This is a genomic window from Arachnia propionica, assembly GCF_003859805.1.
In the GTDB taxonomy this organism is placed as follows: domain Bacteria; phylum Actinomycetota; class Actinomycetes; order Propionibacteriales; family Propionibacteriaceae; genus Arachnia; species Arachnia propionica_C.
Window position 1 is genome coordinate 116,381 of sequence record NZ_RQZG01000005.1, and the last position, 23,758, is coordinate 140,138.

The following is a 23,758-nucleotide window of genomic DNA, read 5'->3' on the forward strand; positions in this document are numbered from 1 at the left end:
CCCGGCGTCACTCCTCCAGGTCGCCCTCCACCTCCAGGTAGAGCTCGTGGAGCTGGGAGATGAGCTCCGGGTCTGGGTTCTCCCACAGCCCCCGGTCCACCGACTCCTGGAGACGCTCGACCATGTTGCGCAACGCCCAGGGATTGGCGTGCCTGAGGAAGGCCTGGTTCTCCTCGTCCAGCAGATAGGTGGTGGCCACCTTCTCGTACATCCAGTCGTGCACCACCTTCGCCGTGGCGTCGAAACCGAACAGGTAGTCCACGCTCGCCGCCATCTCGAAGGCTCCCTTGTAGCCGTGACGACGCATCGCCGCGAGCCACTTCGGGTTCACCACGCGGGCCCGGAACACCCGGGCGGTCTCCTCGGCCAGAGATCGGGTCCGGACGGAATCCGCGATGGTGGTGTCCCCGACGTAGGCCTTCGGGGCCTGTCCGGTCAGGGCCCGGACGGTGGCGATCATGCCACCGTGGTACTGGAAGTAGTCGTCGGAGTCGATGATGTCGTGCTCACGCGAGTCGATGTTCTTCGCCGCCACCTTGATGCGCCGGTAGTTCGCCTCCATGTCCTCCCTGGCAGGGGTACCGTCCAGGTCGCGGCCGTAGGCGAAACCGCCCCACGTCGCGTACACCTCCGCCAGGTCCTCGTCGGAACGCCAGTTCCCCGACTCGATGGTCTCCAGCAGACCGGCCCCGTAGCTGCCCGGGGCGGAACCGAAGATCCGGGTGCGGGCGCGGCGCTCATCCCCGTGCTCGGCCAGGTCGGCCGCCACGTGGGCCCGGACGAAGTTGCTCGTCCCGGGGTCCTCCTGGGCGGCTGCCAGCGCGACGGCGTCGTCCAGCAGGGCCACGACGTGCGGGAAGGCGTCCCGGAAGAAGCCGGAGATCCGGACCGTCACGTCGATGCGGGGACGCCCCAGTTCCTCCGACGGGATGGGTTCCAGACCGACGACACGACGGGACTGCTCGTCCCACAGCGGGCGGATGCCCAGCAGCGCGAAGACCTCTGCGATGTCATCGCCCGAGGTGCGCATGGCCGAGGTGCCCCACACCGACAACCCCACCGAGGACGGGTACTCACCGGTCTCGGACAGGTAGCGGGCCACCAGGTTCTCCGCCGCGGCCTGACCGGTCTGCCAGGCCAGCTTGCTGGGGATCGCCTTCGGATCGACGGAGTAGAAGTTGCGGCCGGTCGGCAGCACGTTCACCAGGCCCCGCAGGGGTGAACCGGACGGGCCGGCCGGGGTGTAGCCGCCCTCCAGGGCGTGCAGCACGGCCGGGATCTCACCGCTCGTGGCAGCCAGCCGTGGCACCACCTCGGTGCAGGCGAAGAGCAGCGCGGTACGCACCCCCGCCACGTCGACGCCGTCACGGCCCTCCAGCGGGGCGACGATCTCGTCCACGGCAGAGGCCTCCCAGCCCCGTTCCGCCAGGGACTGCACCAGGTGCCTCGCCTCGGCCTCCACGGCATCGACGTGCTCCCGGCTGACGTTCACGTCCTGCTGGTCCTCGGGAAGCCCCAGGGCGACGCGGAGTCCGGGGACCCCGTCGGTGCGCCCGCCGAAGACCTGGTTGGCCCGCAGGATCGCCAGCACCAGGTTCACCAGGCCCTCACCCTCGGGGGCCCGGGACAGGATGTGCAGACCGTCACGGATCTGGACGTCCTTGATCTCGCACAGCCAACCGTCGACGTGCATGATGAAGTCGTCGAACTCGTCCTCACCAGGGCGTTCCTCCAACCCCAGGTCCAGGTGCATCTGGGCGGCCTTCATCAGCTGCCAGATCTCACCCTGCAGGGCCGGGGCCTTCGCCGGGTCCATCACGGAGACGTTGCCGTACTCGTCGAGCAGCTGCTCCAGCCGTGAGATGTCGCCGTAGCTCTCCGCCCTGGCCATCGGTGGGATGAGGTGATCGATGATGGTGCCGTGCGCCCGCCGCTTCGCCTGGGTGCCCTCACCGGGGTCGTTGATGAGGAACGGGTAGATCAGGGGCAGTGAGCCCAGCGCGGCATCCGGACCTGACGCGGCGTCCAGCGCCAGGTTCTTGCCCGGCAGCCACTCCAGGTTGCCGTGCTTGCCCAGGTGCACCACCGCGTGCGCACCGAATCCCTCCTCCAACCAGCGGTAGGTCGCCAGGTAGTGGTGGCTCGGGGCCAGCTCCGGGTCGTGGTAGATGGCGATGGGGTTCTCGCCGAAGCCCCGGGGCGGCTGCACCAGGATCACCACGTTGCCCGCGCGAAGGGTGGCGGCGACGATCTCACCGTCAGGATCGGTGGAACGGTCCACGAAGAGCTCTCCTGGGGCCTCACCCCAGGCCGCGGTGACGGCCTCGCGCAGTTCCTCGGGGAACTGGGAGAACCAGCCACGGTAGGTCGCGGCGTCGATCCTGACCGGTTGTCCCGCGAGCTGTTCGTTGGTCAGCCACTCCTCGTCCTGGCCACCGGCCTCGATCAGGGCGTGGATCAGGGCGTTGCCGGCGGTGGTGTCGGGGTGCTCACCCTCCACCTCCGGCAGCTCCCCGGTGCCGGGGATCTCGCCCGGGGCACCGAGGTCGTAGCCCGCCTCACGCATCGCACGCAGCAGCTGGATCAGGGAGACCGGGGTGTCGAGGCCGACGGCGTTGCCGATCCGGGCGTGCTTGGTCGGGTAGGCGGACAACACGATCGCGATGCGGCGTTGCGCCGCCGGGATGAGCCGCAGCCGGGCGTGGTTGACGGCCAGGCGAGCGACCCGTGCGCAACGCTCCGGGTCCGGGACGTAGTGGGGCAGACCGTCGTCGTCGATCTCCTTGAACGAGAACGCCACCGTGATGATCCGGCCGTCGAACTCCGGGACCGCCACCTGAGTGGCGACGTCCAGCGGGCTCATGCCGTCGTCGCTGGCCTCCCAGGAGGCCCGGTCCCAGGTGAGGGTGAGGCCCTGCAGGATCGGCAGGTCCAGTTTCGCGAGTTGTTCGACGTCCCAGGCGTCGTCGTCCCCTCCCGCGGATGCCGCCGCCGGGGTGAGCCCACCGGAGGCCTGAACCGTGGTGATGATGGCGTCGAAGGTCCCCAGGTGCTTGATGAGTTCCGGGTCCGGGTTGCGCAGCGACGCGGTCTGGACGGGTACCCCGATGCCTCCTGCCGCATCGATGGCATCGGCGAGTGCGATGACGTGGGCGATGTTGCCCGCGGCGTGGTGGGCTCGGTAGAAGATGATGGCGATCCGGGGACGACGATGACCGGCCGGGGAGTCAGTGGGAGCCTCGGGACGGGGCAGTTCACTCCAGGTGGGCAGTTGCCTCACCGGTTCGAAACCGTCCCCGGTGAGCAGGACCGTGTCGGAGAGGAAGGCGTGGACGTTGCGGAGGTTCTCCACCCCGCCGTGGACGAAGTAGTCGTGGGCCTGGGCGGCCACACCGACGGGCACCGTGGACAGCTCCATCAGGGAGGCGTCGGGGGTGTGCTGCCCCCCCAGCACCACCAGCGGCAGCCCCGATCGGCGGCACACCTGGAAGGTCTCGGGCAGCTGCTCCTTGCCGCCGAGGAAGCGGAAGACCACCAGGTCCGCGTTCTCGAGCAGTTGTTCGACTGCCTCGACGGTGAGTTTCACGGGATTGCCGTGGACGAAGTCGGCGCCGCTGGCGCGGGCGCTCAGGAGGTCGGTCTCGGTGGTGGTGAGCAGTGCGATGCGGGTCAAGGTGTCCTCCGTCGGGATCCGCGTCCGGGTGGTTGAGGTGCCCGGCGGATGTTCCTGACTTCGCTGACGCGTCACAGTGGCGGGACCGTCCCGGAGTTCAACCGGGTTCCAGAGCCGCAGGGCGGCACCAGCCTACCGACTCCGAGGAGCCGGTGCGGAAACCGGACTTCCGGCCGACGTGGTGCCGCCCTGATTGCGTGGGTGGGGCACAAGGCATGCAATAGGCTTCGCGTCATGCAGGAACTCGTCATGACGCTTGACTGCCCGGATCGCCCGGGGATCATGCACACTCTCACCGGAGCGGTCGTCGCGGCTCGGGGCAACATCACCGAACTCCAGCAGTTCAGCTCCCCTGACTCGGGACGTTTCTTCACCAGGATCGCGGTGGAGGGGATGGAACTGGAGGTGCTGCGCACCCGGATCAACGACATCGCCCAGGACCTCGGCGCGAATTTTCAGGTGCACGACGCCACACGCCCGACCCGGACCCTGTTGCTCGCCTCCAAGGCGGGACACTGCGTCAACGACCTGCTGTTCAGGTGGCGGGGAGGTGAACTGCCGGTGGAGATCGTCGGACTGATGGCCAACCACGAGGTCCTGGCCTCCATGGCCGAGTTCTACAGCGTCCCGTTCACCCACCACGTCGTCCTGCCCGAGACCAAGGCCGACTTCGAGGCGGAGGTGATGCGGGTGGTGGAGGAACAGCAGGTGGAACTGGTGGTGCTCGCCCGCTACATGCAGATCCTCAGTCCTGAGCTGTGTGACCACCTGGCGGGCCGGGCGATCAACATCCACCACTCCTTCCTGCCGGGATTCAAGGGGGCCAACCCGTACCGGCAGGCCCACACCCGGGGTGTGAAACTGATCGGTGCCACTGCGCACTTCGTCACCAGTGACCTGGACGAGGGCCCCATCATCGAGCAGAACGTGATCCGGGTGGACCACACCATGAGCGTGTCGAAGCTGGTGCGCAAGGGGCAGGCCCAGGAGTCGCAGACCCTGGCGGAGGCGGTGCGACTCTTCGCCGAGCACCGGGTGCTGAGCGATGGTCACCGGACGGTGATCTTCCGCTGATGTCGATGGCCGGTGACATCGCGCTCATCGCGCTCTTCATCCTCATCGGTGGCACCTTCGCCGCTGCCGAGATGGCACTGGTGACGTTGCGCGAGTCCCAGGTCAGGCAACTGGCCAGCCGGGGCAAGCGGGGGCGGGCCATCGAGCGTCTCACCAGCGATCCCAATCTGTTCCTCTCCGCCGTGCAGATCGGGGTCACGCTGTCGGGCTTCCTCTCCGCGGCCTACGGTGGGGCGACGATCGCCGACCGGCTCGCCCCGGTGCTGACCTCGTGGGGGATGCCCGCCTCGGTGGCCACGACGGTGGCCCTGGTGGCGGTCACGGTCGTGGTCTCCTACTTCTCCATCGTCATCGGAGAGTTGAGCGCGAAACGACTGGCCATGCAGCGTGCCGAGGGCTACGCCCTGGCCCTGGCCCCGCTGGTCGCCGGCATCGCGGCCCTGGCCCGTCCCGTGATCTGGTTCCTCGGGGTCTCCACCGATGCGGTGGTGCGGGTCTTCGGTGGTGATCCGAAACGTGCCAAGGACGGGGTCAGCGACGAGGAACTGCGGGCCATGGTCTCGGTGTCCACGACCCTCGGCAAGGAGGAACGCAGCATCCTCGACGAGGTCTTCGACGCCGGTCAGCTCAGCCTGAGAGAGGTGATGGTGCCCCGCACCGAGGTCGACTTCCTGCCGGCGGACATGCCGGTGCAGCGGGCCTACAAGGAGGTCCGCGGGGCGCCGCACTCCCGTTACCCGGTCACTGACGGCTCCGTGGACAAGGTGATCGGATTCTGCCACGTGCGTGACCTGATGGATCTCGACGAGTCGGCGCGTTCCGGTCAGCTCCGTGCCATCGTGCGTCCGGTCCTCAGCCTGCCCGAGACCGTCAAACTGCTCCGTGCCCTGTCCGCGATGCGTGCCGCCGGATCGCACCTGGCCATCGTGCGTGACGAGTTCGGCGGCACGGCCGGCATCGTCACCCTGGAGGACCTGGTGGAGGAACTGATCGGCGACATCACCGACGAGTACGACGTGGAGGACACCTCGGGGCCGACCCGCATCGACCCGCTGAAGAGGCTCGACGGCCTGGCCACGATCGAGGAGTTCGCGCAGCTGACCGGCCACGTCATCCCGGAGGGCCCCTACGACACCGTCGCGGGGTACGTGATGGCCAGGCTCGGCAGACTCCCGTTCGTGGGAGCCGCGGTCGAGGTCGGCCTCCTCCCCGTCGAACCCGGGGAGGAGGGGCACCTCGAGGTGCCGTGGCGGTTCACCGTCGAGGAGATGGACGGGCGTCGTGCCGCCTGGTTGTCGGTGAGGCAGGTGAACGGTGAGACACAGTGACGACGGCTCGGAGCTGCTGACCGGACCGGGGGCCGGGCCACTGCTCAAGGCGGCGGTGGAGCATGCCGGGGGAAGGCTGCTGAACTGGGCGCTGGAGCACGTCGACGCGAACCCGAACCAGTCGACCACCGCCACCTTCCTGGCGCGGGTCCGGTGGCCCTACGGGGAACGGACCGAGCTGCTCGGGGTCTCGGCCCGGCGCGGGAGGCTGTCGAGGTCCGATCGTGGTGCCGAGGTCTTCGCCGACGGCAACCGGGAGGTCGCGGTCTGGATCTACCCGAACGACCCGGATCTGCCCGGGCTGGCACGTGTCGCCTACCCGCAGCGCCTGGCGGACCTGGTCAACCGGGCCGGGTTGATCCCCGGTCCGATCTCGGGGAGGGACCTGGAACTCAACATCGTCGGGTATCGGCCGAGGCGTCGAGCCGTGGTGCGGTTCTCGGCGAAGGGGGTCACCTACTACGTCAAGGCGATCCGGGGAAAGCAGTTCGAGGACACCTTGTCGAGGCATCGGTTGCTCGAGTCCGCGGGGGTGCCCTCGCCGCGAGTGGCGTTCACCACCAAGGACAACCTCATGTTCCTCGAGGCGCTGCCGGGCCGACCGCTGGCGAAGGCGATCTTCGACCCGGTCGAGCCCTGCAGCCCGGAGGAGTTGATCGAGGTGCTCGACTCGATGCCCCGGCTGGTGGCGAAGCTGGATCGGCGTCCACCCTGGAGCGACGCGGTGGAGCACTACGCCGGTGTGGTCTCGGCGGCACTGCCCGAGGTGCGGGACGACCTGGACCGGGTGAGGCGTCGCATCCAGTCCGGATTGGCCGGGATCCCGCCGGGCAACGAACCCACCCACGGCGACTTCCACGAGGGTCAGGTCCACGTCCACGGGGGACGCGTGGTCGGGATCCTCGACATCGACACGATCGGTCCGGGCAGCCGTGCGGATGACCTGGCGTGTCTCATCGCCCACCTGTCGACCATCCAGCGCATGAACCGGCAGCAGGAGGCGACGGTGCGGTCACTGCTGGCCCGCTGGGTGCCGGTCTTCGACCGCAGGGTGGACCCGGTGGAGCTCCGGCTGCGGGCCGCCGCCGTGGTGATCTCCTTGGCGACGGGGCCGTTCCGGGGTCAGGAGCCGTTCTGGCAGGAGACCACCAGGAAGATGATCCGCTCCGCCATCGCCCTGGTGGACCAGGTTGCGAGCTGATAACGATTCGGCGCGGATCTGGGCTTGCCGGAGTGGGTCAGGGTATCGTCAATCGACCCTGAATCATTCCGAGCAGTCTGGAGTGTCCCTGTGACCAAGTCTCTCCTCAAGTTCGCCGCCCTCGCCGCGGCCGGCGCGCTCGCGCTCGCCGGTTGTGCCCAGCCACCGAGCACCACCTCCGGCAGTTCCGCCGCTCCCGGTGAGTCCAGCTCCGCCACCAGCGGTGGCAACACCTCCGGGACTGAGAACAACGCCGACGGCTTCAAGGCCTGCATGGTCTCCGACTTCGGTGGTTTCGATGACAAGTCGTTCAACGAGACCTCCTACAAGGGCCTGCTGCAGGCCAAGGAGGAGCTCGGGGTCCAGACCGCCCAGCTGGAGTCCCAGGCCGAGGGCGACTACTCGGGCAACGTCGCCGCGATGATCGACCAGAAGTGCAACATCGTCATCACCGTCGGTTTCGCCCTGGCCAGCGCCACCGAGGCCGCCGCCAAGCAGACCCCGGATGCGAAGTTCGCCATCGTCGACAACCCCTCGTTCGACGGTGTCGACAACGCCAAGGGCCTGACCTTCAACACCGCGGAGCCCTCCTTCCTGGCGGGCTACCTCGCGGCGTCGATGACCAAGACCGGCAAGGTCGGCACCTTCGGCGGGGCGAAGTACCCGACCGTGACCATCTTCATGGATGGTTTCGCCCAGGGCGTGGCCCACTACAACCAGACCAAGGGCGCCAACGTCGAGGTGCTGGGGTGGAGCCATGAGGCACAGGACGGCCAGTTCATCGGCGGCAACGACCCGTTCGGTGACCAGTCCGGCGGCAAGAACACCGCCAACACCCTCATCGCGCAGGGCGCTGACATCATCCTGCCCGTCGCCGGTCCGGCCGGGCTCGGTGCCCTGGCGGCCGTCAAGGAGACGGGTGGCAAGGTGAACGCCATCTGGGTGGACACCGACGGCTACGTCTCGGCCCCCGAGTACAAGGAGGTCATCATCACCTCCGTCGAGAAGGCCATGGATGTCGCGGTCTTCGATGCCATCAAGGCCACCAAGGACGGCACCTTCTCCTCGGAGAACTACGTCGGGACGTTGGCCAACAAGGGCGTGGACCTGTCCGAGTTCCACGACTTCGACTCCCAGGTCTCCGACGAGACGAAGAAGGAGCTGGAGACCCTGAAGCAGGAGATCATCGACGGCAAGATCACGGTGAAGCTGCCCGCGCAGTGAGCCGTGGGTTGAACACCTGCCGTGGAAGGGGCGCCCCTCAGGGCGCCCCTTCTCGCACGGGCAGGGTAGAGTGTTGCCGCCCCCCGATGAAGGAGGATCAGTGACCCCAACATCCCCGGTGCTGTCCCTCAGGGGCATCACCAAACGCTTCGGCACCTTGACGGCGAACGAGGACATCAGTCTGGACGTCGTTCCCGGTCGGATCCATTGCCTCCTCGGCGAGAACGGGGCGGGCAAGTCGACCCTGATGAACATCCTCTTCGGGCTGCTGACCCCGGACGAGGGTGAGATCCGGATGGGGGAGCAGGTGCTCCGCCTCGGGGATCCCGGGCAGGCGATGCAGGCAGGCATCGGGATGGTGCACCAGCACTTCATGTTGATCCCACCCTTCACCGTGGCGGAGAACATGGTGCTCGGGCACGAGCCGGGCAACCACGGTCTGCTCGACATCAGGCAGGCCAGGGCGAAGGTCAAGGAGCTCTCGGAGCGTTATCGGCTCGACGTAGATCCCGATGCGCTCGTGGCGGACCTGCCCGTCGGCATCCAGCAGCGCGTGGAGATCCTCAAGTCGCTGTCCCTCGATGCCCGGTACCTGATCTTCGACGAACCGACGGCGGTGCTCACCCCCCAGGAGATCGACGAGCTGATGACGGTGATGCGGGCCCTGCGTGACGAGGGACGTGCCATCGTCTTCATCACCCACAAACTGCGTGAGGTGCGGGAGGTCGCAGACGACATCACCGTGATCCGCCGGGGCAGGGTGGTCGGACAGGCCGACCCCGAGTCCTCGGAGAGCGACCTGGCGGCTCTGATGGTCGGGCGTTCCGTGGAGCTCAAGGTGGCCAAGGAGGAACCGGAGCCCGGGGCGGAGAGGCTCAACGTCAAGGGACTCGTGGTCACCTCCCCCTCAGGGGCGATCGCCGTCGACGAACTCGACCTCGCGGTGCGTGGTGGCGAGATCATCGTCATCGCGGGGGTCCAGGGCAACGGCCAGTCGGAGCTGGCGGAGGCCCTGCTCGGCACCGTCACCCCGGTGTCCGGGACCATCACCCTCGACGGGGTGGACATCACCCACATGACCCCGGCCAGGACCCTGGCCGCGGGCCTCGGCTACGTGCCCGAGGACCGGCACCGTGACGGGTTCGTCGGGGACTTCTCGATCGCGCAGAACCTGGTGCTGGACAACCTGGCCGAGTTCTCGAGGCGCGGCAACCTCCAGCTCGGGAGGATCAACGACAACGCCGTGGCAAGGGTGGAGGAGTTCGACATCCGCACCGGTTCCCACACCCAACCCGTGAAGTCACTCTCGGGTGGCAACCAGCAGAAGGTGGTGCTGGCCAGGGAGCTGTCCAGGCCCTTGTCGCTGCTGTTGGCGAACCAGCCCACCCGGGGGGTGGACGTCGGGGCCATCGAGTTCCTGCACAGCCGGATCGTCGCGGAGCGGGACAAGGGCACCGCGGTGCTCATCATCTCCACCGAGTTGGACGAGGTGGAGTCGTTGGCGGACCGGATCGCGGTGATGTACCGCGGACGGATCGTCGGCCTCGTCCCACCGGAGACCCCCCGCAACGTGCTCGGCCTCATGATGGCCGGGATCGGCTACGACGACGCCGTCGCCGCGGCGGCTGAAGAGGAGGCAGGGGCATGAGCAGCACCCGCAGCGACCGTGCGTGGCTGAGGAATGGTCTCGTCACGTTCTTCTCCCTCGTCCTGGCCTTCCTGGTGGCTGCCGTGGTCATGGTGCTCAGCGACGCCGAGGTGATGGGCAGGTACTCGTACTTCTTCGCCCGGCCCGGTGATGCGCTCCAGGCCTCCTGGGACAAGGTGGCCGGTGCGTACGGGGCGTTGTTCCAGGGTGCGCTCGGCAGCTTCACCAACATCACCCACACCACGGCGGAGGCGGCTCCACTCATCGCCGCGGGTCTGGGGGTGGCCATCGCCTTCCGGGCCGGTCTGTTCAACATCGGTGCCCAGGGACAGGCACTCATGGGGGCCCTGGTCGGGGCCTTCCTCGGGTTCTCCATCAAGGGGTTGCCGCTGGTGCTGCACCTTCCACTGGTCCTGCTGCTCGGCATCGTCAGCGGGGCCCTGTGGGGTGGCGTCGTCGGTATCCTCAAGGCGAAGACCGGGGCCCACGAGGTCATCCTCACCATCATGATGAACTACATCGCGGCGATCCTGCTCGCCTACCTCATGGACCAGCGGTTCATGCAGGACCCGCGACGCAACGACCCCATCGCCCCGGTCCTGGAGTGGACGGCGACGCTGCCCCGGTTGGAGGGGGGCCGCCTGCACCTGGGCTTCTTCCTGGCCCTGCTCGCGGCCGTCGGCTGCTGGTGGCTGCTGGAGCGCACCGCCTTCGGGCTCCGGCTCCAGGCGGTGGGCCTCAATCCCCATGCCGCGGCGACCGCAGGCACCTCCGTCAGCCGGGTCACCGCGGTCACGATGGCGCTGGCCGGTGGTCTCGCCGGGCTCGGTGGCGTGATCATCGTCACCGCGCCGGAGGTGCTGACGAGCTTCCCACCGCAGCTCACGGGGACCATCGTCGGGGTGCTGGGCTTCGACGCCATCACCGTCGCCCTGCTGGGCCGTTCCCGCCCGCTGGGAGTGGTCTTCGCCGGGTTGCTCTTCGGGGCGCTGAAGGCCGGTCGGCGCACGATGGAGTCGGTGGCGGGCACTCCCGCCCAGCTCACTGATCTGATCCAGGCCCTCATCGTGCTCTTCGTGGCGGCCCCGGCCTTCGTGGCGTGGTTGCTGCCCTTCCTCAGGCAACGACGAGACACCAGGAACCGCCGCGCCGCGCGCATCTCGAAGGAGGCCCAGGCATGAGCACCGACACCCATCCGGAACAGTCAACCGGCCACCTCAAGGTGGGAATCGAGTCGCCCGAGGCCCGCGCCACCCGCATCTCCACGGGAGTGCTCGTCACCCTGATCGGGCTGATCCTGCTCCTGTTGGCCTTCACCACCTCCGCGGTCGGCCGGATCGCCCTGTCGGACGCCCTGGCCGATGTGCAGCTGCCGACCATCGCGGTGCCGGGGCTGCCGACGGTGCTCGTCGCGGCCCTGCTGGTGCTGGGTGGTGGCATCGGTTTCCTCAGCGGGAGGCTCAGCCCACGGGGGCGTCGCATCGCCGGTGTGCTGGCCGGGGTCGGTGTGCTCGTCGGGTTCATCGTCTGGGCGGCCGCCTCGTCCACCCTGCCGTTCACGTTGTCCAGTCAGCTGAACCTCACCATCGAGTACTCGACGCCGTTGCTGTTCGGGGTGCTGGCGGGGGTGCTCTCGGAGCGGGCCGGTGTGGTCAACATCGCCATCGAGGGACAGTTCCTCTCCGCGGCCTTCGCGGCCGCGGTCACGTTCTCGGTCACCCGCTCCTACGTGGCCGCGCTGGTCGCGGCGGCCCTCGCCGGGCTGCTCATGGGCGCGGTGCTGGCCGTGTTCACCCTGAGATACCTCGTGGACCACGTCATCGTCGGCGTCGTGGTGAACCTGCTCGCCACGGGTCTGACCGGGTTCATCTTCAACCAGCTCGTCGCCAGGGACAAGGCGACATGGGGTGTGGTGGACCCGATGACCACTCTCGAGGTGCCAGGGCTCAGCTGGGTGCCGTTCATCGGTCCGATCCTGTTCACGCAGCGTCCTTTGTCCTTCATGGCGATGGTGGCGGTGCCGCTGGTGTGGTTCCTGCTCCACCGCACCAAGTGGGGACTCAGGGTCCGTGCGGTGGGCGAGCATCCCCACGCGGCGGACACCGTCGGCATCAAGGTGATCTCGACCAAGGCCCAGGCGGTGCTGCTCGGTGGCATCCTGGCCGGTCTCGGCGGGGCGTACTTCACCATCGGCTCGGTGGGTGAGTTCCAGGACAACAACATCACCGCGGGCAATGGGTTCATCGCGCTGGCGGCGGTCATCATGGGCCGCTGGAACCCGCTGCTGGCGGCGGCCACGGCACTGTTCTTCGGTTTCACCCGGGCACTGGCCCAGTCCACCAAGCTGATGGCGTTGCCGATCCCCAGCCAGCTCATCGAGATGTTGCCCTACCTGGCCACGATCATCGCCGTCGCCGGGCTCGTCGGGCGGGTCCGACCTCCGGCGGCCGACGGTGCCCACTTCGTCAAGGGGCACTGATGACCGACATCGACTGGGAGGAGCTCCGGGCCGCATCCCGTGACATCGCCACGCGTGCCTACGCCCCCTACTCGGACTACCAGGTCGGCTGTGCCGCGCTCGTCGACGACGGTCGGGTCGTCGTGGGGTGCAACGTGGAGAACGCCTCCTACGGCGTGGGGCTGTGCGCCGAGTGCGGCCTGGTCTCGCAGCTCCATGCCACCGGAGGTGGCAGGCTCGTCGCCTTCACCTGCTGCAACAAGCTGGGGGAGCGGATCATGCCCTGCGGGCGCTGCCGTCAGCTGCTGTTCGAGTTCGGCGGCAACGACCTGCTCGTGGACACCCCGCAGGGGATCCTGCCGATGAGGGAGGTCCTGCCGCAGGCCTTCGGACCGACGGATCTCGCCGCCGTCATGGGCTGAGGACGCAACCTCTGCCTACCGTCGTGAGGCGACTTCGCTGTGCGCTGGAGCGAGTGCAAGTGAGTAGTTCTCGTGGAACGCGGATCGGAGCAACTCGGTGACGGTGGAGTCCTCGGCCTGGCCGGGGAGTTGCAGCCCCAACAGAGTGCTGACCAGCATTCCGTTGGCGAGGAAAGCACTTGCCCGAGCAGCTGAGAGGCCTGCCTCGTCACGCAGGATCCTGTAGATGCTGAGGAAGCTCTCCCTGGCGATTGGTCCCATGGTCGGGTCCTGTCCGAGGGTGAACAGGTGGAGCAGTGTCACCAGGCTGCCTCGATCCTCGGCCAGACGGACGTAGGCCTCACCGAGTCTCGGCTCGATCCGTGCCTGGGAGTTCGTGTTGGCGATGGTGCTCCGGAAGGTCGCGGCGACACGGGCAACCGCACGTTCGGCGGTGGCGATGAACAGGGCCTCCTTGGACCCGAAGCTACGGATCACAAGGGCCTGACTGATGCCTGCCCGTCGTGCGATCTCATCGGTTCTGGCTCCGACGTAGCCCTGCTCGCCGAAGACCACCGCTGCGGCGTCGAGAATCGATTCCCGGCGCTCGGTAGCGCTCAAACGAGTTCGTGGCGTACTCATCCAACAAGATTATCAGCCGCTGAGTATCTGCTATCGTGGCAGTTGTAAGTGATTGATTACTTATGGAGGTGTGGGACATGCCAGGCAGAGCGATCATCCTCGGAGGTGGTATCGGGGGGTTGTGCACGAGCATCGCGCTGCACCAGATCGGGATCGAGGCGGTGGTCCACGAGCAGGCGCCGCAGTTCAGTGAGGTCGGTGCTGGCCTCCAGGTCTGGGTCAAGGGGATGCAGGCATTGAAGCAACTCGGCGTCGCGAACGCCGTGGCCTCGGCAGGGGCTGAGGTCCATGCGCACCGGTTCTTCAACGCCGTGGGCGCGCCGCTGTACTCCGTGGATCTTCTGAACGACGCCCGACTGACCGGTGCGCCGGTTCCGGTGATGATTGCTCGAAGCGCACTCATCGATGCTCTGGTCACGGGCGTGGACCTGGCGACGGTGCACCTGGGGCACCGGGTGGTGGCTGTTGAGGATCAGGGAGACAAGGTGATCGTACGGTTCGCAGATGGCGGGACGGATGAGGCGGATCTGCTCATCGCTGCGGATGGCATCAACTCGAGGGTGCGACGTGAGCTGTTTCCCGAGGTGGGGATCCGCACCGCCGGATATCGCTACGTGCGTTCCCTGGTGGAGCACCCCCTTCCCTTCGGGAGCAACATGTTCGCCATGTTCTTCGGGCGGGGAGACCGGATCGCCCTCGGGGACTGTGGGCACGGCAGGACATACTGGCTCGTTGGTCTGAAGAAACCAGTGGTACCGCTGGAAGGCTCCTTGGAGACTCTCAAGGATGATCTGCTGAAGAGGTTCAGCGTTTTTCCGGAAGGCATCACCTCGGTCATCGACGCCACGCCGACGGAAACGTTGATCCACCACACGGTGCGCGATCTTCAACCGATGAAGACGTGGGGCCGCGGTCGGATCTTCCTGCTCGGGGATGCAGCCCACGCCACGACGCCGAATCTTGGACGTGGTTCCGAGCAGGCGATGCTCGACGCCGTCGGGTTGGCGTCCTTGCTGCGGGGCGTCGATCTCAGGGATGGGTTGCGGCTGCGTTCCGTGCTCGAGGCCTACACCCGGGAGCGGAAGCCGGAGGCCGAGGCACTGCAGCGGACCTCCTGGCGGATCGGCGCCATCGTGTCGTGGCGGAATCCGATGATGGGGGCGGTGCGCGACGTGATCATGCGTACCGTTGCCGGTCGCAAGCAGGTGCAGAGCATCCGGGATCAGTTCGTCGAGGCGGCCCGGATGCCCATCTCACGTCAGGAGCGGCCATGACCACTCCAGTGATTGAGTGTCACAGCATCATCCGTCGCTACGGCCGAGGTGAGAACAGCTTCACGGCCTTGAAGGGCATCGACCTCAGCGTCGGCGAGGGGGAGTCCGTCGCGGTCATCGGGAAGTCAGGGTCAGGCAAGTCCACGCTCATGCACATCATGGCGCTGCTCGATCGTCCCACCTCGGGAGCGGTCTCGGTGCGCGGCGTCAGAACGGATGCCCTGGGGGCAAGGCGACTCGAGAGGGTGCGCAACGAGGAGTTCGGGTTCGTGTTCCAGCAGTTCTTCCTCATCGCGGGTGGATCGGTCCTGGACAATGTCACCCTTCCGCTCACGATTGCCGGGGTGCGTCCAGCCGAGCGTCGCAGGCGTGGCATGGAGGTCCTTGAGCAGCTCGACATCGTGGACAAGGCGAGAAGTGCTGCCAACAAACTCTCGGGTGGGCAGAAACAGCGACTCGTCATCGCCCGTGCCCTGATCACCGCCCCGTCGGTCATCTTCGCCGACGAGCCCACGGGGAATCTCGACACCTCTGCGGGTAGGACCGTGTGGAACCTTCTGGCCGGGCTCAACCGTGAGCATGGCATCACCCTCATCCTCGTGACCCATGATCCTGACCTCGCCGCCCGGTGTGGTCGGCAGGTCGTCATCCATGACGGTCGTCTCGCCCAGGGAACGGGGGAGACCCGATGAGGATGATCGACCTGGTCCATGGAGCCTCCGGAAACGTCCTGCGCAGCAGGGCTCGCACGGTTCTCACCGGGATCGCGGTGATGATCGGGAGCTTCACCCTGGTGCTCACCGTCGGCATCGGGACCGGCGTGAATGCCTACATCGCCGACACGGTGGACGGTCTTGGAGCCCCGACCACCATGGAGCTCAGCCGGGCCGACGACACCGAGGAGGGAGACCTGCAGGTCTATGATCCCGAGGCAGGCACTGTCACGGGGCCGGGGTTCAGTGGCTCAGGGCCCGGGATCAGTGAGGAACAACTCGACCAGGCCCGGGCGCTGCCGGGGGTGGTCAGCGTGGAGCCCTTCGAGACGATCCTCGTCGATCACGTCCAACGCGCTGGCGGGGAGAGGTATTCGAGCGGGCTCGGTGCTCTCCAGCACGACAATGTGCTCCAGACATCGGTGGGGGTTCCGCCGGATGACACCAGCACATCACATGAGATCGCTGTTCCCGCGAACTACGTCGGGGCGTTGGACTACTCGGACGAGACGGCGATCCTCGGCGAGGAGCTCATCTTCGGGTTTCGTGACCAGACCGGTGCCGAGCACACCGCGGCCGCCCGGGTCACGGGGGTGATCCGGCCGGGAGTGATACCCCAGACCACCCCCGTGGCGAATCAGGCCCTGGTCTCTCACATCGCCCAGGTGCAGGCCGTGGGCATGCCCAGTGGTCAGCGCAGGCCGATGGCCAATGCCGGCCTCGTCTTCTCCCCTGACCTCGATGTCGACGATGTCAACCGCCTCAAGGAGGAGCTCAGGTCGATCGGTCTGGAAGGCACCACGGTCCTGGATCGGATCGGGACCTTCAAGGCTGTCATCGATGGAATCGTGCTCGTGATGGCAGCCTTTGCAGCGATCACCCTGCTGGCTGCCGCCTTCGGGGTCGCCAACACACTGCTCATGTCCGTTCAGGAACGGACTCGAGAGATCGGGCTTCTCAAGGCACTTGGTACCTCTGGCAGAGTCATCTTCTGGTTGTTCGCCCTCGAAGCCGTCGTCATCGGGATCCTGGGTGCCGTGATCGGTGGGGGTGCCGCGATTGCCCTCGGCACGGCCGCCAACGGAGTGCTCACCACGGGGATGCTCAGTGCGTTGCCGGGCCTGAATGTCTACACCGTCGACCCTGTCGCCTTGATGTTCGTCCTCGTGTTGATCCTGGCCATGACGTTCATCGCTGGCACCGCGCCTGCTGTCCGAGCTGCTCTCAAGGAGCCGATCGAGGCCCTCCGGTACGAATGATGGGTCGGGTCGGCAGCGGCAACAGCTCAGGAATCGCCCCACGGGTGACCAGTGGGGACAGGGCATAAGATCGTCGCATGCTGACTGTTGAAGAGCTGCGTGTGCTACCGAAGGTTGCCCTCCATGACCACCTCGACGGGGGGCTCAGGCCGCAGACCGTGATCGAGCACTGTGCCGAGAACGGCCATGACCTGCCCACCACGGACCCGGAGGAATTGCGTCGCTGGTTCTTCGAGGCCGCGGACTCCGGCTCCCTGGTGCGCTACCTGGAGGGCTTCGCCCACACCTGTGCAGCGATGCAGACCAGGGATCAACTGGTGCGGGTGGCCCGTGAGTTCGTGCTGGACCAGGCGGCCGACGGTGTGGTCTACGCCGAAGCCCGGTGGGCCCCGGAGCAGCACCTGGAGCAAGGACTCAGCCTCACCCAGGCCGTCGAGGCGGTCCGGGACGGGCTGGCATGGGGGATGGCCGATGCGGAGGCGGCCGGGCAGGCCATCGTCGCCACCCAGCTGGTGACCGCGATGCGTCACGTCGAGCAGCCCACCACCGAGATCGCCCAGCTGGCGTTGCAGTACCGCGACGACTCGGTGGTCGGCTTCGACATCGCCGGTGCCGAGTACGGGTTCAGGCCGTCCCGGTTCCGTGACTCCTTCGAGCTGCTTCGGCGCAACAACGCCCACATCACCATCCACGCCGGCGAGGCGGACGGCCCGGAGTCGATGTGGGAGGCCATCCAGCTGTGCGGGGCGCAGCGCATCGGGCACGGGGTGAGGATCGTCGAGGACATCGAGGACCTCCACGGCCCGCGTCCCCGGCTGGGCAGGCTCGCCGCCTTCGTGCGGGACCAGCAGATTCCCCTGGAGGTGTGCCCCACCTCCAACACCCAGACCGGCATTGCGGCGACGGTGGCGGAGCACCCGGTGGGTAGGCTCGCGGAGCTGGGCTTCAACGTCACCATCCACTGCGACAACCGGCTGATGAGTGGCACCACCCTCAGCCAGGAGTTCGCGAAGCTCTCCGAGGCCTTCGGGTGGGGGCTGGCCGAGGTGGAGCGGGCCACGGTGGCGGCCATGCGCGCGGCCTTCCTCCACCACGACGAGCGCGAGGCCCTGGTCGACGGGCTGATCCGCCCGGCCTATCGTGCGGCCCGTCACGGGAAGACCGCGTGATCACCGCTGCCGCCGACGGGTCGTCGTTGGCCAATCCAGGCCCGGCCGGGTGGGCGTGGTACATCGACGATGAGCGCTGGGCCGCTGGTGGCTGGGTGCACGGCACGAACAACATGGCCGAGCTCCAGGCGGTGCTGGAACTCCTGTTGGCCACGGCCGGTGCTGATGAGGAGCTGCTGATCCTGTGTGACTCGCGCTACGTCATCAACTCGCTGACCACGTGGCTGCCCGGCTGGAAACGCAAGGGCTGGCGGAAGGGCGACGGCAAGCCGGTCCTCAACGTCGAGCTCATGCAGCAGCTGGATGCGGCCCTGACGGGGCGTCGGGTGCGTTTCGAGTGGGTGAAGGGGCACTCCGGGCACGACCTCAACGACGCCGCTGACCAGCGGGCTCGGGCCGCCGCGACCGCCCACCGGGACGGAACCGTCGTCGATGCCGGTCCCGGTTTCGGGATTCCCCGTGCCGAGCCCCGCCAACCGGTCGCCGTGGTCGAGCCGCAGCCCGACCTGTTCAGTGTCGTCGAGGAGCCACCGGTCACCACGCCCGCCGGCATTCCCGGCACGGCCGGGCAACGGGTCAAGGCGATGCTCGTCTCCTTGACCCGGCAGTTGCTCAGTCCCGAGGTGCGCACCGATGCGGAGCGGCTGCGTGACCTGTTGCACCCGGACTTCATCGCGCACGCCGTCGACGGGAGGGTCATCGACATCGACCACGGGAGCTGGCACCCCCTCGATGATGTTGACCTCGAGGTGCTCGGCGTCGACGAGTACGCCCCAGGGGTGGCCGGGATGCGGTGGCGCCAACGCGATCGGCTGCGTTACGGACTGTGGCAGCAGACCCCGCTCGGCTGGCGGCTGCGGTTCGCCCAGGTGACCCCGGTCCCCGAGCCGGGCTGATCCTCGCACCGGATCGGTCAAACGGACGACGCGATCGAGTGGACAGGTGCCCCAATCCCGCTTTGGCAATAGACTCGGCATCGTAAGACGTACGACGTGCACGAGGTTCCGGGACCGACCGGACGGAGAGGACCGCCTTGGCTGAGCAGCTTGCCTTCGAGTTGCGTTCCGTGTCCGTCGGTCTGGGAGCGCGTCCGGTGCTGCAGGAGGTGCACCTGGTCGCCCCACCCGGCATCGTGATGGGGCTGATCGGGCGCAACGGTGCCGGGAAGTCCACCCTGATGCGGCTGCTGGCAGGACGTGAGGGACGGTGCAGCGGAGAGGCCTCGGTCCTCGGCGAGCCCTTGCCGGATGCCGCCTCCGGGCGGGTGTTCCTGACCGCCGAGTACTGGCCCTTCGGGCCGGATCAGCGGTTCAAGGACCTCATCCGGCACCTGACCCGGGTGCACCCGCACTTCGATCCGGAACGGGCCCTGGAACTCCTGGCGTGGTTCGACGTTCCAGCCAACCGCTACCCCTTCGCGGTGAGCCGTGGGCAGCGCACGGCGGCCTTCCTCTCCCTCGCACTGGCGGCGAGGGCCCCGCTGACGTTGCTGGACGAGCCCTACCTCGGACTGGATGTTCCGGCGCGCCGTCGGTTCACCCGGATCCTCACCGAGGAACTGGCCATGTACCCCAGGACACTGATGTTGTCCACCCATCTGGTCGACGAGGCGGAGCCGCTGTTTCATCGGGTGGCGATGATGGAGGCCGGGCGGGTCATCGCCGCCGACACCGTTCCCGGGCTGCTCGCCCAGTTCGTCCGGGTGCACGGTCCGATCGAGGAGGTGTCCCGGCTGCCCAGACTGGGGCGGCTCGACCGGGTGGGCGGCCAGGCCAGCGCGGTGGTGCGTCGCGGCCACGAGGCAGGGTTCCCGGGGCAGTCCGTCAGTCTCAGGGAGTTGGCGGACCTCCTCATCGGGCCCAGGCGGGAGGCCCTGCCGGGTGAGGACGAGAAAGGTCCACGATGAATGCGACGATGACCCCCATCCTGTCCGCACTCGGGGGCCGCTGGGGATGGCGGTTCTGGTGGCCGGCCCTGCCCTGGCTGGTGGATGCGGCGATGGTGATGACGTTTCGGCAGGACAGGATGGAGGAACCTGCCGGGGTGCTGCTCGTGGCCGCCCTGTTCAGTGTTCCCGTGCTGTGGCTGTGGGGTGCCCGTTTCGCCGTCGGGCTGGGACATGCCAGACGGCACGTCTACCCCGTCGGTGTGCTGGGCACCTTCACCGGGATCGTGGTGTGGGCGGCCATCACCGGGATCAGTGCCACCGCGATGGCCAGCGCCGAGCTGCGCGCGATGGTTCCGTTGTTCGTCTTCTACGGGGTGCCGTTGGCGTCGTTGTTCCTCATGCTCTGCACGCTCGGCCTCGGGTACGGCTGGCGCGGTGTGGTGGCCGCGATCCTCAGCTGGGGGGTCCTGGCGGGCGGGTTCTACGGTCTGGCGTGGCCGCTGCTGGACCGGGTGACCGGCAGCCAGTTCCTGGGCGGTCTGGTGGGGATCGCCGTGTTCTTCACGCTGGCCTGCTGGCTCGGCTGGCTCGGCTTCCGTCACGCCAGAGCGTGACCGGGGCAGCCGCCGCCAACCGATAGAATGCCGCCCATGTGTGCAGACGTTCTCGCGGCGGTGGCCTGGCCCTATGCCAATGGCCCCCGTCACATCGGTCACGTGTCCGGTTTCGGGGTCCCCTCGGATGTCTTCGCGCGCTACATGCGCATGGCCGGGCACAACGTCCTGATGGTCTCGGGATCGGATGAGCACGGCACCGCCATCCAGGTCAAGGCCGACCAGGAGGGGCTGACCGCCAGGGAGTGTGCGGACAGGTACCACCGGATCATCGCCACGGACCTGCAGGGGCTGGGGCTGTCCTACGACCTGTTCACCCGCACCACGACCCCGAACCACTACCGGGTGGTGCAGCAGATGTTCACCGCCCTGCACGACAACGGCTACGTGTTCTCCAAGTCTCAGCTGGGGGCGATCTCCCCGTCGACGGGGCGTACCCTGCCTGACCGGTTCATCGAGGGCACCTGCCCGATCTGCGGCTACACCGCGGCACGTGGCGACCAGTGCGACCAGTGCGGGAACCAGCTGGACCCGGCGGATCTGATCGACCCGGTCTCCCGGATCAACGGGGAGAGGCCGGAGTTCGTGGAGACCGAGCACTTCTTCCTGGACCTGCCGAAGGTGGCCGAACAGCTCACCCAGTGGCTGGCCACTCGCGAGGACTGGCGGCCGAACGTGTTGAAGTTCAGCCACAACCTGCTCAAGGAGATCCGGCCCCGCGCCATCACCCGGGATCTCGACTGGGGGGTGCCGGTGCCCCTCGACGGCTGGATCGACGCCCCGATGAAGCGCATCTACGTGTGGTTCGATGCGGTGATCGGGTATCTGTCGGCCTCCATCGAGTGGGCGCGCCGCAGTGGCGACCCCGAGGCGTGGCGCACCTTCTGGAACGCCGAGACCGCACAGAGCTTCTACTTCATGGGCAAGGACAACATCGTCTTCCACTCGGTGATCTGGCCGGGCATCCTGCTCGGTGCCAACGGCCAGGGGGCCGTCGGTGGTGAGGTGAAGCCGGAGCTGGGCGAGCTGCAGCTGCCCACCGAGGTGGTCAGCTCCGAGTTCATGACCATGAAGGGCTCCAAGGTCTCCAGTTCCCGGGGGGCCAGCATCTTCGTCGGGGACTTCCTGGCCGAGTTCGGCCCCGATGCGCTGCGTTACTTCATCGCGGTGGCAGGGCCGGAGAACCAGGACACGGATTTCACCTGGGAGGAGTTCGTCCGTCGGATCAACTTCGAGCTGGCCAACGAGTGGGGCAACCTCGTCAACCGCTCCATCTCGATGGCCCACAAGAACGTCGGCGCCATCCCTGAGGCCGGAGAGCTCACCGAGGTGGACCAAAAGCTGCTCGACGCCTCGGCAGCGGCCTTCGACGTCGTGGGCGAGCACATCGCGCAGCGTCGTTTCAAGGCCGGGATCACCGAGGCGATGCGGATCGTCTCGCTGGCCAACAAGTACCTCTCCGACGAGGAGCCGTGGAAGAAGAAGGACGACCCGGCGCGCCGCGACACCATCCTGCACGTCGCGCTGCAGGTGGTCAGCGACTGCAACACCCTGCTCACCCCGTACCTGCCGCACGCGGCGCAGGCCATCTTCGAGGCCCTCGGCAACGAGGGGGTGTGGGCGGCGCAGCCGGAGCTGGTCGAGGTCAGCGATGGTGACCTGACCTATCCCATCCTCACCGGCGACTACGCCGCCCAGCAGGCCACCTGGGAGCGTCGGGAGATCGTGCCGGGCACGCCGTTGGCCAAGCCGACCCCGCTGTTCCGTAAGCTTGACGAGAAGCTCGCCACCGAGGGCCCGAGCTGGGCCCCCATCCGCGGATAGGCGGCACGTGATTCCGGCCGATGAGTAGGAATGTGGTGCTGCGGCAGCGTCGGTTGGTGAGTGAACCTGAAGATGCCAACAGCTTCGAATGGGAGAAGTGAGATGAACCGTGTCGGTCGACCTCGTGTCGCTGTGCTGGGCGCAGCTGGCCAGACGGGCGCAGCCCTACTTCCCGAGTTGGTGGCTCGTGGAGCAGCGGTGCGGGCAGTGGTCCGACCCGGGGCCTCGGTTTCTCTGCCCGAGGGGGTTGAGAGAGCTGAAGCTGATTTTGCCGACATCGAGGCGTTGACGGAAGCGCTGTCCGGGATTGACGCGGTGTATCACATCCCGCCGACATATTCCCCGCATGAGGTGGCGTTTGGTCGGAACGTGATGAAAGCGGCAACGCGGGTGGATGGGGTGCGCCTGGTGTATCACTCGGTGATGCACGCCGAGACACCTGACATGCCGCATCATTGGCGCAAGTGGCAGGTCGAGGAATTGCTTCGGGAGTCGGCGTTGTCGTGGACGATAGTTCGCCCGGCGATGTATGCGCAAACCGCCTTGGCTTTCCTCAACCGGGCAAGAACGCGGTTGCGATTGCCGTTTTCGCCCGACAGCTGGTTCACCCCCATTGACGTGGCCGACGTGGGTCGAGCTGCGGCGATCGTGCTGGTCGAGGACGGGCATGAGCGCCAGACGTACACCTTGGCCGGAGCCGAACGGCTGACCATGCGGCAGATGGCTGAACGTATGGCCGACGCCTGGGGACATGACGTCTCCGTGCAGCGCTGGCCGTCGTGGTTGGTGGCCCGGGTGGCGGCTCGTCGTTATGACCATGGTTCCCGTGCGCTGCTGAAAGCAATGTTTGCGCATTATTCCGCTGCAGGATTTGAGGGTCCAGCTGATGACCTGAGGAGATTGCTCAAGGGGGAACCGACTGGTTTTGCGGCCACGATGACTCGGTGTGCCCTCTCGGAGCAGTAGCGGGGGTCGGCACGGTTGCGGCGTTGCTCACGAGAGTCAGAGCAGGAGGGTTGTTCAGCGGAGGCTTCAAGGTCGCCCTGACCCGAGGTCTGCCCCCTGCACGACCCTCCAGGATGGTGTTTCCTGACCGTGGTGGTTTCGCCTGTCTTGTCCCGGGTTCGCCTGTGTTGGGTGTGGCTCGCCTGTGGCTCGCCTGTCCAACTGGACAGGCGAAGAGAATCGGCAGGCGTTTCCGGCCCAAGGCAGGCGAATCAGCGTGCTGCGGAAGCCGGTGGGAGGGGGTGACTGAAGGATGAGTGCCAGAGGTCTCGACATGGACTGCGCGCTGGCACGCGTGGTCCGGTGTGAGCAGCGGGCGTCATCAATCCCTTGAGGAGATCGGCGACGCCCGCCACCGGTTTG

At 67.4% G+C, this 23,758-nt stretch carries 19 protein-coding genes and 1 riboswitch; of the genes, 17 read left to right on the forward strand and 2 right to left on the reverse strand.

Features of this window, described 5'->3' with window-relative positions; genetic code table 11:
• Positions 1–7 precede the first annotated feature (7 nt).
• On the reverse strand, positions 8–3,673 hold the full coding sequence (gene cobN / locus EII34_RS05995) for a cobaltochelatase subunit CobN (RefSeq protein ID WP_124843930.1): 3,666 nt from the start codon (positions 3,671–3,673) through the stop codon (positions 8–10).
• 26 nt (positions 3,674–3,699) lie between these two features.
• A riboswitch (cobalamin riboswitch) is annotated at positions 3,700–3,820 on the reverse strand.
• An 87-nt stretch (positions 3,821–3,907) separates the two neighbouring features.
• On the opposite strand from cobN, the gene purU reads away from it, so the two are divergent.
• From purU to EII34_RS06035, 8 genes are all read left to right on the forward strand, one after another.
• Entirely contained in the window at positions 3,908–4,747 is an 840-nt protein-coding gene (purU, locus tag EII34_RS06000) for a formyltetrahydrofolate deformylase (protein ID WP_124843932.1), read from the forward strand.
• On the forward strand, positions 4,744–6,075 hold the full coding sequence (locus EII34_RS06005) for a hemolysin family protein (protein ID WP_395858076.1): 1,332 nt from the start codon (positions 4,744–4,746) through the stop codon (positions 6,073–6,075). The genes purU and EII34_RS06005 overlap by 4 nt, the downstream gene beginning before the upstream one ends.
• Positions 6,062–7,276, forward strand: a complete 1,215-nt coding sequence (locus EII34_RS06010) for a phosphotransferase (RefSeq protein WP_124843936.1) — start codon at positions 6,062–6,064, stop codon at positions 7,274–7,276. Before EII34_RS06005 ends, EII34_RS06010 begins: the two co-directional genes overlap by 14 nt.
• Before the next feature lie 90 nt (positions 7,277–7,366).
• Positions 7,367–8,500: a BMP family lipoprotein gene (locus EII34_RS06015; protein ID WP_124843938.1), complete on the forward strand. Its 1,134-nt coding sequence runs from the start codon at positions 7,367–7,369 to the stop codon at positions 8,498–8,500.
• 70 nt (positions 8,501–8,570) lie between these two features.
• Complete coding sequence (locus EII34_RS06020) at positions 8,571–10,148, forward strand: ABC transporter ATP-binding protein (protein WP_124843940.1); 1,578 nt, start codon at positions 8,571–8,573, stop codon at positions 10,146–10,148.
• Positions 10,145–11,329, forward strand: coding sequence for an ABC transporter permease (locus EII34_RS06025; RefSeq protein WP_124843942.1), 1,185 nt, complete (start codon positions 10,145–10,147; stop codon positions 11,327–11,329). The genes EII34_RS06020 and EII34_RS06025 overlap by 4 nt, the downstream gene beginning before the upstream one ends.
• A complete protein-coding gene (locus tag EII34_RS06030) occupies positions 11,326–12,627 on the forward strand; it encodes an ABC transporter permease (RefSeq protein WP_124843944.1) in 1,302 nt (433 codons plus the stop codon). The genes EII34_RS06025 and EII34_RS06030 overlap by 4 nt, the downstream gene beginning before the upstream one ends.
• Entirely contained in the window at positions 12,627–13,028 is a 402-nt protein-coding gene (locus EII34_RS06035) for a cytidine deaminase (RefSeq protein WP_124843946.1), read from the forward strand. Before EII34_RS06030 ends, EII34_RS06035 begins: the two co-directional genes overlap by 1 nt.
• Before the next feature lie 15 nt (positions 13,029–13,043).
• On the opposite strand, the gene EII34_RS06040 is transcribed toward EII34_RS06035, so the two are convergent.
• A complete protein-coding gene (locus tag EII34_RS06040; protein ID WP_185711201.1) occupies positions 13,044–13,628 on the reverse strand; it encodes a TetR/AcrR family transcriptional regulator in 585 nt (194 codons plus the stop codon).
• Between the two features lie 98 nt (positions 13,629–13,726).
• Here EII34_RS06040 and EII34_RS06045 point away from each other — a divergent pair, with 98 nt between their 5' ends.
• From EII34_RS06045 to EII34_RS06085, 9 genes are all read left to right on the forward strand, one after another.
• Complete coding sequence (locus EII34_RS06045; protein WP_185711202.1) at positions 13,727–14,923, forward strand: FAD-dependent monooxygenase; 1,197 nt, start codon at positions 13,727–13,729, stop codon at positions 14,921–14,923.
• Positions 14,920–15,615 carry an ABC transporter ATP-binding protein gene (locus EII34_RS06050; RefSeq protein WP_124843952.1) on the forward strand — a complete coding sequence of 232 codons (696 nt, stop codon included), beginning with the start codon at positions 14,920–14,922 and terminating at the stop codon, positions 15,613–15,615. The genes EII34_RS06045 and EII34_RS06050 overlap by 4 nt, the downstream gene beginning before the upstream one ends.
• Positions 15,612–16,895: an ABC transporter permease gene (locus tag EII34_RS06055; protein ID WP_124843954.1), complete on the forward strand. Its 1,284-nt coding sequence runs from the start codon at positions 15,612–15,614 to the stop codon at positions 16,893–16,895. The genes EII34_RS06050 and EII34_RS06055 overlap by 4 nt, the downstream gene beginning before the upstream one ends.
• Before the next feature lie 77 nt (positions 16,896–16,972).
• Positions 16,973–18,064 (forward strand): adenosine deaminase, encoded by a 1,092-nt coding sequence (locus EII34_RS06060; RefSeq protein WP_124843956.1) that lies wholly within the window; start codon positions 16,973–16,975, stop codon positions 18,062–18,064.
• Positions 18,061–18,960, forward strand: coding sequence for an RNase H family protein (locus tag EII34_RS06065; protein WP_124843958.1), 900 nt, complete (start codon positions 18,061–18,063; stop codon positions 18,958–18,960). Before EII34_RS06060 ends, EII34_RS06065 begins: the two co-directional genes overlap by 4 nt.
• Positions 18,961–19,097: 137 nt before the next feature.
• On the forward strand, positions 19,098–19,970 hold the full coding sequence (locus tag EII34_RS06070) for an ATP-binding cassette domain-containing protein (RefSeq protein WP_124843960.1): 873 nt from the start codon (positions 19,098–19,100) through the stop codon (positions 19,968–19,970).
• Positions 19,971–19,978: 8 nt separating this feature from the next.
• A complete protein-coding gene (locus EII34_RS06075; protein ID WP_124843962.1) occupies positions 19,979–20,566 on the forward strand; it encodes a hypothetical protein in 588 nt (195 codons plus the stop codon).
• Positions 20,567–20,602: 36 nt separating this feature from the next.
• Entirely contained in the window at positions 20,603–22,390 is a 1,788-nt protein-coding gene (gene metG, locus EII34_RS06080) for a methionine--tRNA ligase (RefSeq protein WP_124843964.1), read from the forward strand.
• A 102-nt stretch (positions 22,391–22,492) separates the two neighbouring features.
• Positions 22,493–23,356 (forward strand): SDR family oxidoreductase, encoded by an 864-nt coding sequence (locus EII34_RS06085; RefSeq protein WP_185711203.1) that lies wholly within the window; start codon positions 22,493–22,495, stop codon positions 23,354–23,356.
• Positions 23,357–23,758 lie beyond the last annotated feature (402 nt).

Coding starts and splice junctions, on each gene's coding strand:
- EII34_RS06085 (WP_185711203.1), top strand. CDS start 22,493: ATGAACCGTGTCGGTCGACCTCGTGTCGCTGTGCTGGGCGCAGCTGGC.
- EII34_RS06035 (WP_124843946.1), top strand. CDS start 12,627: ATGACCGACATCGACTGGGAGGAGCTCCGGGCCGCATCCCGTGACATC.
- EII34_RS06025 (WP_124843942.1), top strand. CDS start 10,145: ATGAGCAGCACCCGCAGCGACCGTGCGTGGCTGAGGAATGGTCTCGTC.
- EII34_RS06075 (WP_124843962.1), top strand. CDS start 19,979: ATGACCCCCATCCTGTCCGCACTCGGGGGCCGCTGGGGATGGCGGTTC.
- EII34_RS06045 (WP_185711202.1), top strand. CDS start 13,727: ATGCCAGGCAGAGCGATCATCCTCGGAGGTGGTATCGGGGGGTTGTGC.
- EII34_RS06060 (WP_124843956.1), top strand. CDS start 16,973: ATGCTGACTGTTGAAGAGCTGCGTGTGCTACCGAAGGTTGCCCTCCAT.
- EII34_RS06050 (WP_124843952.1), top strand. CDS start 14,920: ATGACCACTCCAGTGATTGAGTGTCACAGCATCATCCGTCGCTACGGC.
- EII34_RS06030 (WP_124843944.1), top strand. CDS start 11,326: ATGAGCACCGACACCCATCCGGAACAGTCAACCGGCCACCTCAAGGTG.
- purU (WP_124843932.1), top strand. CDS start 3,908: ATGCAGGAACTCGTCATGACGCTTGACTGCCCGGATCGCCCGGGGATC.
- metG (WP_124843964.1), top strand. CDS start 20,603: ATGTGTGCAGACGTTCTCGCGGCGGTGGCCTGGCCCTATGCCAATGGC.
- EII34_RS06055 (WP_124843954.1), top strand. CDS start 15,612: ATGAGGATGATCGACCTGGTCCATGGAGCCTCCGGAAACGTCCTGCGC.